Source organism: Motilibacter rhizosphaerae (assembly GCF_004216915.1).
Taxonomy (GTDB): domain Bacteria; phylum Actinomycetota; class Actinomycetes; order Motilibacterales; family Motilibacteraceae; genus Motilibacter; species Motilibacter rhizosphaerae.
Map to the genome: position 1 here is coordinate 209,802 of NZ_SGXD01000004.1, position 13,835 is coordinate 223,636.

The following is a 13,835-nucleotide window of genomic DNA, read 5'->3' on the forward strand; positions in this document are numbered from 1 at the left end:
CCCCGCGCTAGTGCGCGCCCACGTCCCCACCGAGGTACGCCGCGCGCACGCTCGGGTCGTCGAGCAGCTCACGGCCGGTGGCCGACCGCACGACGCGCCCGGTCTCCAGGACGTACGCCCGGTGCGCGAGCGCCAGCGCCTGCGCGGCGTTCTGCTCGACGAGCAGCACGGTCACGCCCTGCTCGTTGATCTCCTTGATGATCTGGAAGATCAGCTGGATGACCTTGGGCGCGAGGCCCATCGACGGCTCGTCGAGCAGGAGCACCTTCGGCTGCGCCATCAGCGCGCGGCCGATGGCGAGCATCTGCTGCTCGCCGCCGGAGAGCGTGCCGCCGGCCTGCTTGCGCCGCTCGGCCAGCCGCGGGAACAGCTGGTAGACGCGGTCGTACTCGTCGGACAGGTCCCCCTTGCGGATGTACGCGCCCATCGAGAGGTTCTCCTCGACGGTGAGGCCGGGGAAGATGCCCCGGCCCTCCGGCGCCTGGCACAGCCCCAGGGCCACGCGCTTGTGCCCGGGCACGCGGGTGATGTCCTCGCCGCGCAGCCGCACGGCGCCCCTGCTGACGTTGCGCAGCCCGGAGACGGTCTTCAGCGTGGTCGTCTTGCCCGCGCCGTTGGCCCCGATGAGGGCGACGATCTCGCCCTCGTCGACGGCGAACGAGATGCCCTTCAGGGCCGCGATCTTCCCGTAGTAGACGGAGATTTCGTCGATCTCAAGAAGCATCTGCCGGCGCTCCCAGGTAGGCCTCGATGACGCGGGGGTCCTTCTGGACGTCCCCCGGCAGGCCCTCGGCGATCTTCTCGCCGAAGTCCAGCACCGCGACGCGGTCGCTGATGGTCATGACCAGGCTCATGTCGTGCTCGATGAGCAGGACGCTGACGCCCGTGTCGCGGATGCGGCGGATGAGCCCCTGCAGCGCGACCTTCTCGGCGGGGTTCATGCCCGCTGCGGGCTCGTCGAGCAGCAGCAGGCGGGGGTTCGTCCCGAGCGCACGCGCGATCTCGAGGCGGCGCTGGTCGCCGTACGAGAGGTTCTTCGCGGCCTCGTCGGCGACCCCGGCGACGCCGACGAGCTCCAGCAGCTCCTTCGCCCGCGCGCGGCCCTCGCGCTCCTCGCGCCGGTGGCGCCCGAGGCCGAGGATGGCGCTGACCGGGCCGGTGCGGTGCCAGGTGTCGGCGCCCACCATGACGTTCTCGCGCGCGGTCATGTTGTCGAACAGCCGGATGTTCTGGAACGTACGGGCGATGCCGCGGCGGGTGACGAGGTGGGGACCGCCCTTGGCAGGGAGCGGGTCGCCCTCGAAGAGCAGCTCTCCCGCCGTGGGCTGGTAGACGCCCGTGGTCACGTTGAAGACCGTGGTCTTGCCCGCGCCGTTGGGGCCGATCAGCGCGAAGATCTGGCCCTGCTCGATGGTGAGGTCGAGGCCGTTGACGGCGGTGAGACCGCCGAAGCGCATGGTGAGCCCGCGCAGCTCCAGCAGGGCACTCACTCGTCCACCTCCACGTTCTGGGTCGCGGCCGCGCCGACCCCGCCACCGAGGCTGCCCATGCCGCCCGTCCCCTCCTCGAGCTCGGCCCGGCGCCGGCTGTTGGGCAGCAGGCCCTCCGGGCGGAACAGCATGATGAGCACCAGCGCCGCGCCGAAGAACAGGTAGCGGTACTCCTGGAAGCCGCGGAACCGCTCGGGCAGCCAGGCCACGAGGAAGGCGCCGAGGATGACGCCCGGGACGTTGCCCGAGCCGCCGAGGACGACCGCCGCGAGGATCAGCGCCGAGAGCTGGAAGAGGAAGTTGTCCGGCACGATGGCGATCTGCCGGCTCGCGAACACCGCGCCGCCCGCGCCCGCGATGGCCGCGCCGATGGCGAAGGCCGCGAGCTTGAAGCGCAGCGTCGGCACCCCCATGAGCTCCGCGGCGTCCTCGTCCTCGCGGATCGCGGCCCAGGCGCGCCCGACGCGGCTGCCCTCCAACCGCTTCGCGATGATGATGACGAGCGCGATGAGCACGACGATGAGGTACCAGTAGGCGCGCAGGTGCAGCGCCCCGAACTGGAGCTGCCCCGACAGCGGCAGGCTCGAGTCCACCGACGGGCGCGGGATCGAGGAGATGCCGCGCGGACCGCCGAGGTAGTCGGTGTTGTTCGCGGTGACGCGGATGATCTCGCCGAAGCCGAGCGTCACGATGGCGAGGTAGTCGCCGCGCAGCCGCAGGGTCGGCGTGCCGAGCACGATGCCGGCGAGCATGCTGAGCGCGATGCCGACCGGCAGCGACTCCCAGAAGCTCCAGCCGTACTTCGTGCTCATCACCGCGTCGGTGTAGGCCCCGATCGCGAAGAACGCGACGTAGCCGAGGTCGAGCAGGCCGGCGTAGCCGACGACGACGTTGAGGCCGAGGGCCATGAGGATGTAGAGCCCGACCGGGTAGATCAGGACACCGGTCCAGTTGTTGCCCGGGCTCATCACGGTGGAGATCCCCGGGATCGCGGGCAGCAGGATCGCCAGGACGAACAGCAGGGCGTAGGCCGCCCAGCGCCCCCACGCGGGGACCGTGCTCCAGCGCGGGAGCGGGCGGCGCGACCGTCGGCCGGCGCCCGTGGTGACGGTGGCGGTGCTCATGCCTTCGACCTCCCCAGGGCCTCGCCGAGCAGGCCCGTCGGACGGAACAGCAGGACCAGCACGAGGATCGAGAACGTGATGACGTCCTTCCACTCCGCGCCGGTGATGCTGGCGCCGTAGTTCTCCACCAGCCCGATCGCGAGACCGCCCAGCAGGGCGCCGCGCAGGTTGCCGATGCCGCCCAGCACCGCGGCCGTGAACGCCTTGATGCCGAGCACGAACCCGATGATGTTCTTCGTCTGCTCGAAGTAGACGACGTAGAGCGTGCCGGCGAGGCCCGCCATGGCGCCGCCGATGAGGAACGTCAGCATGACGACGCGGTCGATGTCGATGCCCATGAGCACCGCGCTCTCGCTGTCCTGCGCCGTCGCCCGGATACCGCGCCCGAGGCGGGTGCGGTTCACGAACACGTCGAGCACGACCATCATGACGATCGCGGACGCGAAGACCAGCAGCTGGTCGGAGCGGACGACGCCGTCCCCGATGTGCAGCAGGGACTTCTTCTCCATCACGCGGTCGGTGTTGACGTAGTCGCGGCCCGTCAGGTGCACCGCGTGCCCCTGGATGCGGGCGGCGAACAGCTCTTGCAGGAAGAGGCTCGCGCCGATGGCCGAGATCAGCGCCGCGAGCCGGCTGGTGCCGCGCTTGCGCAGCGGCCGGTACGCGATCCGCTCGAGGACGACGGCACTGCCCCCGGCGGCCACCATGCCCGCGAGGGCGGCGACGAGCAGGACGAAGACCAGCATGAACCCGGTCAGCGGGGAGCTGAGGTCGAACCACGACAGGGCCAGCACGGCACCGAACGTGCCGATCATGAAGATCTCGGAGTGCGCGAAGTTGATGAGCCGCAGCACGCCGTAGACCAGGGTGTAGCCCAGAGCCACCAGCGCGTAGATCGACCCGATCGCCAACCCTCCGATGGTGGACGACCAGAACTGGTTCACGAAGTCGCTCAACGCGTGCCTTCCTCCTCAGGAGCAGTAGTCGCTCGACGGCCCGGCCCCCGTCCGGGAGCCGGGCCGTGCGAGCTGCAGTCCGACGTGCGCGAGGTGCGCGTCCCTGGTGCCGGAGCACCAGGGCCCGGACCCTACTGCGGCTTGGCGGTGGTGTAGTCGCCGAGCGCGATGATCTTGCCGTCCTTGACCTCGTGCATGTAGACCGAGCCGGAGGTCAGCTCACCGTCGGCGGCGAACTTGATGGGCTTCGAGACGCCCTTGAAGTCCACCGTGCCGAGGAAGGTGTTGATGTCCCCGGGGCTCGTCTTGCCGGCCTGGACCGCCTTGATGAGCGCGGTCGCCGCGTCGAAGCCCTCGGCGCTGTAGGTCGCCGGGCTGGTGCCGTACGCCTTGGTGTAGTCGTCGATGAACTTCTGCACCGCCGGGTCGTCGGACGCGGTCGCCAGCACGCAGGTGCAGGAGAGGAACGCGCCCTCGGCCGCCGACTTGGCACCGTCGATCAGCTTCTGGTCGAGCGCGCCGTCACCGGAGACGAACTTGGCGGTGACGCCGCCGTCGCGCAGCTGCTTGAGGAACTTCGCCGCCTCGGCGTAGTAGCCGCCGTAGAAGATCGCGTCGACGCTGCCGCCCTTGATCTTGTTCACCGTCGAGGAGTAGTCGTCGGCCTTCGGGTCGATGGAGTCCTTGACCGTGGCGGCCGAGCCGATGGTCTTGGTCACGACGTCGGCGAGGCCCTTGCCGTACTCGCTCTGGTCGTCGATGACGGCGACCTTCTTGGCGCCGAGCGCGCCGACGATGAACTTCGCGACGCCGGGGCCCTGCACGTCGTCGTTGGCGAGGACGCGGTGCCAGAACTTCCAGCCGTTCTTCGACAGCAGGGCGTTCGTGGCCGAGGCGGAGATGTTCGGGATCTTCGCCTCCTCCAGCGTCGGGTCGGCGGTCTTCGACTCGCCGGAGAACGCCGGGCCGATGACGGCGGCGACCTTGTCGTCGACGACCTTCGGCGCCAGGGCCGAGGCCTGGGCGGGGTCACCGGTGGTGTCGTAGTCCTTGAGGACGATCTTCACCGACGGGTTGCTCGCGTCGTACTGGTCGATGGCGAGCTTCGCGCCGTTCTTGATGTTGATGCCCAGCTGGGCGTTGGGGCCGGTCAGCGCACCCATGAAGCCGAAGGTGACCGACGAGGAGCTGCTGCCCCCGCCGCCGCCGGTGCTCGCCGCCGCACTGCCGGCCGCGCTCGACCCGGAGCTGGAACCCGCCCCGGAGTCGCTCTTGCTGCTGCTCCCGCAGGCGCTGACGCCGAAGCTCAGAGCGGCGAGCGTCGCCAGGACCGCAGTCCCCCGCGTGACGTTCCGCAACGATCTCTCCCTTGCCCATGTCGCACCGCGCGGCGAGTCCGCGCGGCGCATGCCCCACAGTGATACCAGCCGGGGAGGGCATGGTCGAACTCCGACGCCGGTTCGCAACCACGTTGTAACAAGGCGCGGCACGGCTGGCAGCACAGCGGAAACGCGCGACGCCGCCCGCGAGCGCGGTGGATACCGCGGAGCGGGCGGCGCCGGGCGCTGCCAGTGGACGGGGGAGCCGCTGCGCCGGGGCCCGGCGGAACCGGTTCAGCCCGAGGTGGTCTGGGCGCTGGGCGCCCCGCCGGCCTCGATGACGGTGCGGGCGATCTCCTTCATCGGGGCCCGCCGGTCCATCGCGGTCTTCTGCAGCCAGCGGAACGCCTCGGGCTCGGACAGGCCGAGCGAGACCTGGAGCAGGCCCTTCGCCCGGTCGACGAGCTTGCGGGTCTCGAAGCGCTCCTGCAGGTCGGCGACCTCGGACTCGAGCGCCTTGGTCTCCGCGTAGCGCGCGACGGCGAGCTCGATGGCCGGCACGAGGTCGGCGCGGCCGAACGGCTTCACGACGTACGCCATGGCGCCGGCGTCGCGCGCCCGCTCCACGAGCTCGCGCTGGCTGAAGGCGGTGAGCATGACGACCGGGGCGATCCGCGCCTCGCCGATGCGGGTGGCCGCGCTGATGCCGTCGAGCTTGGGCATCTTGACGTCGCAGATGACGAGGTCGGGCTTGAGCTCCTCGGCGAGGCGGACCGCCTCCTCGCCGTCGCCGGCCTCGCCCACGACGGTCCAGCCCTCCTCCTCGAGCATCTCGCGCAGGTCGAGGCGGATCAGGGCCTCGTCCTCGGCGATGACGACGCGGCGCTCGGTGGTGGGGGTCGGCATGGGTCTCCTCCGCGGCAACAGGGGGTCACAGCCTATCGGGCGCCCAGCCCCCCGCCAGCCCCCCCGGTCGGGCGGTGGGCCTGGTCTACGCTGGGCCCCGCCCGCCGGGGTGGTGGAACGGCAGACACGGAGGTCTCAAACACCTCTGCCCGCAAGGGCGTGCGGGTTCGAGTCCCGCCCTCGGCACGGTCGTCGCGCACGCGGACGACGAAGGGCCCGTCCAGCCGGACGGGCCCTTCGTCGTGCGTGCCGCTGGGTCAGACCCCGGAGCCGGCGAGGTCGCCGTACGCCGGCGCGACCTTGTTCACCGCGTCGCCGATGCGGTGCACGCGCATCGAGTTGATCGAGCCCGGGATGCCCGGGGGCGCCCCGGCGACGATGACGACGAGGTCGCCCTCCTGGCACATGCCGTTGCCGAGCAGCGTCTTGTCGACCTGCAGCGCCATCTGGTCGGTGTGCTGCACGGTGTCCACCAGGAACGTCTCGATGCCCCACGACAGCGCCAGCTGGCGGCCGGTGTCGGCGTCCGGGGTGAACGAGAGCAGCGGCGTCGCGTGGCGCAGGCGCGACACGCGGCGGGCGGAGTCGCCGCTCTGGGTGAAGGTGACGAGGTACTTCGCGTCGAGCGCCTCGGCGACCTCGGCCGCAGCGGCCGTGATGGCGCCGCTCTTCGTCGTCGGCCGGCTGGTCAGCGGGCGGATCTCCGCGAGGCCGTTGGTCTCGACGGTCTCGACGATGCGCGCCATGGTCGCGACCGTCTCGAACGGGAACTTGCCCACGCTGGTCTCGCCGGAGAGCATCACCGCGTCGGCCCCGTCGAGCACCGCGTTGGCGACGTCGCTCGTCTCGGCGCGGGTCGGGCGCGAGGCGGAGATCATCGACTCGAGCATCTGGGTCGCGACGATGACGGGCTTGGCGTAGCGGCGGGCGAGGTCCACGGCCCGCTTCTGGACGAGCGGGACCTGCTCGAGCGGCAGCTCGACGCCGAGGTCGCCGCGGGCGACCATTATGCCGTCGAACGCGGCCACGATCTCCTCGAGCGCGTCGACGGCCTGCGGCTTCTCCACCTTGGCGATGACGGGGAGGCGCACGCCCTCCTCGTCCATGATGCGGTGGACGTCGACGATGTCCTTGGCGTCGCGGACGAACGACAGCGCGATCACGTCGGCGCGCAGGTGCAGCGCCCAGCGCAGGTCCGCGATGTCCTTCTCCGACAGGGCGGGGACGCTGACCCCCACGCCGGGCAGGTTGATGCCCTTGCTGTTGGAGACGACGCCCCCCTCGACGACCTCGGTGACGACCCGCGGGCCGTCGACCGAGGTCACCTTGAGCGCCACGCGGCCGTCGTCGATGAGGATCGGGTCCCCCGGCGCGACGTCGCCGGCGAGGCCCTTGTAGGTGGTCGAGACGGTCGAGGCGTCGCCCTGGACGTCCTCGGTCGTGATCGTGAAGGTGTCCCCCGCCGTGAGCACGACCGGCCCGTCGGCGAAGTAGCCGGTGCGGATCTTGGGGCCCTGCAGGTCCACCAGGACCGCCACGGGCTTGCCGAGCTCCTCCGACGCCTGGCGGACCCACTGGTAGCGGGCCTCGTGCTCGGCGTGGTCGGCGTGGCTGAGGTTGAAGCGGGCGACGTTCATGCCCGCCTGGATGAGGGCCTTGATGCGCTCGTAGCCGTCCACCGACGGCCCGAGCGTACAGACGATCTTCGCACGGCGCATGGGGCCAAGCGTAGTGCCGGACGGGTGTCCCGGTGACCGCAGGGCCCTCCCCCGCGCCGGTCCGAGCGGAGGACCCGTTGCTGCGTCGCGACTTCTCGCCGCGTACGACGACGGAGGGCCCCCGCCGCAGCGGGAGCCCTCCGTCGAGCGGTGGTGCGGCCTCAGACGAGCAGCGGCCGCGCGGTCGGCTGGATCGGGACGGGCAGCTCGCTCGCCCCGCCACGGAGGTACGCGTCGGCCCCCGCCGCCGCCGACCGGCCCTCGGCGATCGCCCACACGATGAGCGACTGCCCGCGGCCGCAGTCGCCGGCGACGAAGACGCCGGGGACGTTGGAGGCGTACTGCGCGTCGCGCACGAGCGCGCCCCGCGGGTCGAGCTGGAGCCCGAGCTGCTCGACGAGCGAGCCCTTCTCCGGCCCGACGAAGCCCATCGCGAGCAGCACGAGCTGGGCCGGGATCTCGCGCTCGGTGCCGGGCACCGGCTCGAAGCGCCCGTCGACCATGCGCACCTCGACCAGGCGCAGCGCGCGGACGGCGCCGTCCTCGTCGCCCAGGAACTCCTGCGTGTTGACGGCGTAGACCCGCTCGCCGCCCTCCTCGTGCGCGGAGGACACCCGGTAGACCATCGGGTACGTCGGCCACGGCTGCGTGCCCGGTCGCGAGTCCGTCGGCCGCGGCATGATCTCGAGCTGGGTGACCGAGCGGGCACCCTGGCGCAACGAGGTGCCGAGGCAGTCGGCGCCGGTGTCGCCGCCGCCGATGATGACGACGTCCTTCCCCTCCGCGGTGACCGGCACCGCGTAGGTGGCGTCGCGGGCGTAGCGGTTGGCGTGCGGCAGGAACTCCATCGCCTGGAGGATCCCGGTGAGCTCGCGGCCGGGGACCGGGAGGTCGCGCCACGCGGTCGCGCCGACGGCCAGCACGACGGCGTCGTAGCGGGCGTACAGGTCCTCGCCGCTGATGTCGGAGCCGACGGCCACGCCGGTGCGGAACCGCGTCCCCTCCGCGCGCATCTGCGCGATGCGGCGGTCGAGGTGGCGCTTCTCCATCTTGAACTCGGGGATGCCGTAGCGCAGCAGCCCGCCCGGCTCCTCCGCCCGCTCGAAGACCGCGACCGTGTGGCCGGCGCGGGTGAGCTGCTGGGCGGCGGCGAGCCCGGCGGGGCCGGAGCCCACGACCGCGACGGTCTTGCCCGTGAGCCGCGACGGGGGCTTGGGCTGGACCCAGCCCTCGTCCCAGGCGCGGTCGATGATCGAGACCTCGACCTGCTTGATCGTCACCGGGTCGTCGCCGATGCCGAGCACGCACGCCGACTCGCACGGCGCCGGGCACAGCCGACCGGTGAACTCCGGGAAGTTGTTGGTCGCGTGCAGCCGCTCGATCGCGTCGCGCCAGTCCCCGCGCCAGGTCAGGTCGTTCCACTCCGGGATGAGGTTCCCGAGCGGGCAGCCGTTGTGGCAGAAGGGGATCCCGCAGTCCATGCAGCGTCCGGCCTGGGCGCGCAGGCCCTCCGAGGACATCTCCTCGTAGACCTCGCGCCAGTCGCGGATGCGGACCTCCACCGGACGGCGCTTCGGGAGCTCCCGTCCGGTGTTGAGGAATCCACGGGGGTCAGCCACGTGCGGCCTCCATGACGACGGCATCGGCGTCGAGACCCTCGGCGAGGGCCCGGGCGCGCGCCTCGAGGACGCGCTTGTAGTCGCGCGGCATCACCTTGGTGAAGCGCGCCAGGGCGGCGTCCCAGTCGGTGAGCAGGCGCAGCGCGACGGCCGAGCCGGTCTCCTCCCGGTGCCGGGTGACGAGCAGCCGCAGCAGGTCGCCGTCCTCGGCGTCCAGCGGCTCGAGGTCGACCATCTCGCGGTTGACCCGCTCCTCGCGCAGGTCGAGGACGTACGCGACGCCGCCCGACATGCCGGCCGCGAGGTTGCGCCCGGTCGGGCCGAGCACGACCGCGGTGCCGCCGGTCATGTACTCGCAGGCGTGGTCGCCCACGCCCTCGACGACCGCGGTCGCGCCGGAGTTGCGGACGCAGAACCGCTCTCCCACGAGCCCGGAGAGGAAGACCTCGCCGGCCGTCGCGCCGTACAGCGTGACGTTGCCCGCGATGGTGTTGCGCTCGGCGACGAACGGCGCGGCCGCGTCCGGCCGGACGACGATGCGCCCGCCGGACAGGCCCTTGCCGACGTAGTCGTTGGCGTCGCCGTGCAGGCGCAGGGTGAGCCCGCGCGGCGCGAACGCGCCGAACGACTGCCCCGCCGAGCCGGTGAGGGCCACCACCACGGTGTCCTCGGGCAGGCCGGCACCGCCGTAGCGCTTGGTGATCTCGTGGCCGAGCATCGTGCCGACCGTGCGGTTGACGTTGCGCACGGTGTGCTCGATGCGGACCGGCGTCGCGCTCTCGAGCGCCTCGGACGCCGCGGCGATGAGCACGTGGTCGAGCGCGCGGTCGAGCCCGTGGTCCTGCTTGGTCGTGTTGCGCAGGGCCGTCCCCTCGGGCAGGTCGGGCACGTGGAGCAGCGGCGTGAGGTCGAGCCCCGCGGCCTTCCAGTGCTCCACCGCGGCCGTGGTGTCCAGCACCTCGGCGTGGCCGACGGCCTCCTCGATGCTGCGGAAGCCGAGCTCGGCGAGCAGCGCCCGGACCTCCTCCGCGATGAACTCGAAGAAGTTCACGACGAACTCCGGCGAGCCCGTGAACCGCTTGCGCAGCTCGGGGTTCTGCGTCGCGATGCCGACGGGGCAGGTGTCCAGGTGGCAGACGCGCATCATGATGCAGCCGCTGACGACCAGCGGCGCGGTCGCGAAGCCGAACTCCTCCGCGCCGAGCAGCGCGGCGATGACGACGTCGCGGCCGGTCTTCAGCTGGCCGTCCGTCTGCACGACGATCCGGTCGCGCAGGCCGTTGAGCAGCAGCGTCTGCTGGGTCTCGGCGAGGCCGAGCTCCCAGGGGCCGCCCGCGTGCTTGAGGCTCGTCAGCGGCGAGGCGCCCGTGCCGCCGTCGTGGCCCGAGATGAGCACCACGTCGGCGTGCGCCTTGCTCACGCCCGCCGCGACCGTCCCGACGCCGACCTCGGCCACCAGCTTCACGTGGATGCGGGCGTCGCGGTTGGCGTTCTTCAGGTCGTGGATGAGCTGGGCGAGGTCCTCGATCGAGTAGATGTCGTGGTGCGGCGGCGGCGAGATGAGGCCGACGCCCGGCGTGGAGTGCCGGGTGCGCGCGACCCACGGGTAGACCTTGTGGCCGGGCAGCTGGCCGCCCTCGCCGGGCTTGGCGCCCTGCGCCATCTTGATCTGGATGTCGTCGGCGTTCACGAGGTACTCGCTGGTCACGCCGAAGCGGCCGCTCGCGACCTGCTTGACGGCGCTGCGGCGCTCGGCGTCGTAGAGGCGCTCGGGGTCCTCGCCGCCCTCACCGGTGTTGGACTTGCCGCCCAGCCGGTTCATGGCGATCGCGAGGGTCTCGTGCGCCTCCTTGCTGATCGAGCCGTAGCTCATCGCGCCCGTGCCGAACCGCTTGACGATCGACGAGACCGGCTCGACCTCCTCGAGCGGCACCGGCGGGCGGACGCCCTCCTTGAACTCGAACAGCCCGCGCAGCGTCATCAGCCGCTTGGACTGGTCGTTGACCCGCGAGGTGTACTGCTGGAAGACGTCGAAGCGGCGCGCCCGGGTCGAGTGCTGGAGGCGGAAGACCGTCTCCGGGTCGAACAGGTGCGGCTCGCCCTCGCGGCGCCACTGGTACTCCCCGCCGACCTCGAGGCGGCGGTGCAGGGGCAGCGCGCCGGAGGCGGGGTACGCCGAGCGGTGCCGCCGGTGCACCTCCTCCGCGACCACGTCGAGGCCGATGCCGCCGAGCTTGGTCGGCGTACCGGTGAAGTAGCGGTCGACGAGCTCCTGCGAGAGGCCGAGCGCCTCGAACACCTGGGCGCCGCGGTAGGACGCGACGGTCGAGATGCCCATCTTGCTCATGACCTTGAGGACGCCCTTGCCGAGCGCCTTCACGAGGTTGCGGACCGCCTGCTCGGGCTGGACGCCGGTGACGATGCCCTGGCGGACCAGGTCCTCGACCGTCTCCATCGCGAGGTACGGGTTGACCGCGGCCGCGCCGTAGCCGATGAGCAGCGCGACGTGGTGCACCTCGCGCACGTCCCCGGCCTCGACGACGAGGCCGACCTGCAGCCGGGTCTTCTGCCGGATGAGGTGGTGGTGCACGGCGGAGGTGAGCAGCAGCGACGGGATCGGCGCGCGGTCGGCGTCGGAGTCGCGGTCGGAGAGCACGACGAAGCGCGCGCCGGCCTCCATGGCCCGGTCGACCTCGTCGCAGATCTCGTCGAGCCGGCGGGCCAGCGCGTCCGCGCCGCCGTCGACGTCGTAGAGGCCCTTGACGACGTGGGTGCTGTAGCCCGCCTGCACGCCCGGCAGCTTGATGTGGACGATCTTCGCGAGCTCGTCGTTGTCGATGACCGGGAAGCGCAGCACGACCTGGCGGCAGTGCTCCGCCGTCGCGTCGAGCAGGTTGAGCTCCGGGCCGATCGTCGAGATAAGCGAGGTGACGAGCTCCTCGCGGATCGCGTCCAGCGGCGGGTTCGTCACCTGCGCGAACAGCTGGGTGAAGTAGTCGAAGAGCAGCCGCGGGCGCTCGGAGAGCACCGCGATCGGAGTGTCGGTGCCCATCGAGCCGATCGGCTCGGCGCCAGCGCGGCCCATGGGGGCGAGCAGGACGCGGAGCTCCTCCTCGGTGTAGCCGAAGGCGCGCTGGCGCCGGATGACCGACTCGTGGGTGTGCACCACGTGCTCGCGCTCGGGCAGGTCGCGCAGGTCGACGAGGCCGTCGCGCAGCCAGTCGGCGTAGGGCGCGGCGGCCGCGAGCTCGCTCTTGACCTCGTCGTCCTCGACGATGCGACCGCGCTCGGTGTCGACGAGGAACATGCGGCCGGGCTGCAGGCGGCCCTTGCGCACGACCGTCGCCGGGTCGAGCTCGAGCACGCCGGCCTCGGAGCCGAGGACGACGAGGCCGTCCTCGGTCACCCAGTAGCGGCCGGGGCGCAGGCCGTTGCGGTCGAGGACCGCGCCGACGAGCGAGCCGTCGGTGAAGCAGACCGCGGCCGGGCCGTCCCACGGCTCCATGAACGAGGAGTGGTACTCGTAGAACGCCCGCCGCGCGGGGTCCATGGCGGCGTCGCCCTCCCACGCCTCCGGGATCATCATGAGGACGGCGTGGGGCAGCGAGCGGCCGCCGAGGTGGAGCAGCTCGAGGACCTCGTCGAAGCTCGCCGAGTCGCTGGCGCCCGGCGTGCAGATCGGGCTCAGCCGGGCGAGGTCGCCGGGGATGAGCTCGGAGGAGATGAGGCTCTCGCGGGCGGCCATCCAGTTGCGGTTGCCGCGCACGGTGTTGATCTCGCCGTTGTGCGCGATGAGGCGGTACGGGTGCGCCAGCGGCCACGACGGGAACGTGTTGGTCGAGAAGCGCGAGTGCACCAGGGCGAGCTCGGTGGCGTAGCGCTCGTCGACGAGGTCGGGGAAGAACTCGGCGAGCTGCTCGGTCGTGAGCATGCCCTTGTAGACCAGCGTGCGCGCCGACAGCGACGGGAAGTACGCGCCCAGCTCGCGCTCCGCGCGCTTGCGCAGGCAGAAGGCGAGCCGGTCGAGCGCGGTGCCGGTGCGGCCCTCGTCCGAGGCGTCCGCGACGAGGAGCTGGCGGAACGACGGCATGACCGAGCGCGCGGTGCGCCCGAGGATGTCCGGCGTCGTGGGGACGTCGCGCCAGGCGAGGACGCGCAGGCCCTCCTCGGCGGCGATCCGCTCGATCCCCGCCACGGCGGCAGCGGCCTCGTCGGCGTCGGCCGGGAGGAACGCGGTGCCCACGGCGTAGCCCCCCTTGGCGGGGAGCTCCACGGGCACGACCGCGCGCAGGAACGCGTCGGGGACCTGGGTGAGGATGCCCGCCCCGTCGCCCGAGTCGGGCTCGGCGCCGGAGGCGCCGCGGTGGTCGAGGTTGCGCAGCGCGGTGAGCGCCGCCTGGACGATGTCGTGGCCGGCCGTCCCCCGCAGGGTGGCGACCATCGCGACGCCGCAGGCGTCTCGCTCGTTGGCCGGGTCGTAGAGACCCTGGGCGACGGGCTGGGCAGAAGGGGTCCGCCAGGCGGACGCTGTGCCGGCGGCCTGCAGGGCAGGCAGAGCCGAGGGGACGCTGGCCATGCGTCGTCTCCTCCGAGGGACGGGTGTGGGACGACATTGGCCCGAAGTGGTCGCGAGGTTACAGCAATGTTGCCGGCCGGTGGGGCCTTGTCGGCCTGCAGTTCGACTCGTGCGGTGGCGGGGCACG

9 protein-coding genes and 1 tRNA gene are annotated in these 13,835 nt (G+C 72.0%); 1 reads left to right on the plus strand and 9 read right to left on the minus strand.

Annotated elements, in window-relative coordinates:
* Positions 1–7 precede the first annotated feature (7 nt).
* From EV189_RS16050 to EV189_RS16075, 6 genes are all read right to left on the minus strand, one after another.
* Positions 8–724, minus strand: a complete 717-nt coding sequence (locus tag EV189_RS16050) for an ABC transporter ATP-binding protein (protein ID WP_130493990.1) — start codon at positions 722–724, stop codon at positions 8–10.
* Complete coding sequence (locus tag EV189_RS16055; protein WP_231116474.1) at positions 714–1,490, minus strand: ABC transporter ATP-binding protein; 777 nt, start codon at positions 1,488–1,490, stop codon at positions 714–716. The genes EV189_RS16050 and EV189_RS16055 overlap by 11 nt, the downstream gene beginning before the upstream one ends.
* Positions 1,487–2,614, minus strand: coding sequence for an ABC transporter permease subunit (locus EV189_RS16060; protein WP_130493991.1), 1,128 nt, complete (start codon positions 2,612–2,614; stop codon positions 1,487–1,489). Before EV189_RS16060 ends, EV189_RS16055 begins: the two co-directional genes overlap by 4 nt.
* Positions 2,611–3,570: a branched-chain amino acid ABC transporter permease gene (locus EV189_RS16065; protein WP_231116475.1), complete on the minus strand. Its 960-nt coding sequence runs from the start codon at positions 3,568–3,570 to the stop codon at positions 2,611–2,613. The genes EV189_RS16060 and EV189_RS16065 overlap by 4 nt, the downstream gene beginning before the upstream one ends.
* Positions 3,571–3,701: 131 nt before the next feature.
* Positions 3,702–4,928, minus strand: coding sequence for a branched-chain amino acid ABC transporter substrate-binding protein (locus EV189_RS16070; RefSeq protein WP_231116476.1), 1,227 nt, complete (start codon positions 4,926–4,928; stop codon positions 3,702–3,704).
* A gap of 255 nt (positions 4,929–5,183) precedes the next feature.
* On the minus strand, positions 5,184–5,795 hold the full coding sequence (locus EV189_RS16075; RefSeq protein WP_130493993.1) for an ANTAR domain-containing response regulator: 612 nt from the start codon (positions 5,793–5,795) through the stop codon (positions 5,184–5,186).
* 103 nt (positions 5,796–5,898) lie between these two features.
* Here EV189_RS16075 and EV189_RS16080 point away from each other — a divergent pair.
* Positions 5,899–5,981 (plus strand) — tRNA-Leu (locus EV189_RS16080).
* A 71-nt stretch (positions 5,982–6,052) separates the two neighbouring features.
* On the opposite strand, the gene pyk is transcribed toward EV189_RS16080, so the two are convergent.
* The 3 genes from pyk to gltB all read right to left on the minus strand — a co-directional run bounded on the left by pyk (position 6,053) and on the right by gltB (position 13,708).
* A complete protein-coding gene (gene pyk, locus EV189_RS16085; protein WP_130493994.1) occupies positions 6,053–7,513 on the minus strand; it encodes a pyruvate kinase in 1,461 nt (486 codons plus the stop codon).
* Positions 7,514–7,674: 161 nt separating this feature from the next.
* Positions 7,675–9,132 carry a glutamate synthase subunit beta gene (locus EV189_RS16090; RefSeq protein ID WP_130493995.1) on the minus strand — a complete coding sequence of 486 codons (1,458 nt, stop codon included), beginning with the start codon at positions 9,130–9,132 and terminating at the stop codon, positions 7,675–7,677.
* Positions 9,125–13,708 (minus strand): glutamate synthase large subunit, encoded by a 4,584-nt coding sequence (gene gltB / locus EV189_RS16095; RefSeq protein ID WP_130493996.1) that lies wholly within the window; start codon positions 13,706–13,708, stop codon positions 9,125–9,127. Before gltB ends, EV189_RS16090 begins: the two co-directional genes overlap by 8 nt.
* Between the last annotated feature and the right edge of the window lie 127 nt (positions 13,709–13,835).

Bases quoted from the DNA above. Each gene is read 5' to 3' on its own strand.
- EV189_RS16060 (WP_130493991.1), bottom strand. From the start codon at position 2,614: ATGAGCACCGCCACCGTCACCACGGGCGCCGGCCGACGGTCGCGCCGC.
- gltB (WP_130493996.1), bottom strand. From the start codon at position 13,708: ATGGCCAGCGTCCCCTCGGCTCTGCCTGCCCTGCAGGCCGCCGGCACA.
- pyk (WP_130493994.1), bottom strand. From the start codon at position 7,513: ATGCGCCGTGCGAAGATCGTCTGTACGCTCGGGCCGTCGGTGGACGGC.
- EV189_RS16050 (WP_130493990.1), bottom strand. From the start codon at position 724: ATGCTTCTTGAGATCGACGAAATCTCCGTCTACTACGGGAAGATCGCG.
- EV189_RS16075 (WP_130493993.1), bottom strand. From the start codon at position 5,795: ATGCCGACCCCCACCACCGAGCGCCGCGTCGTCATCGCCGAGGACGAG.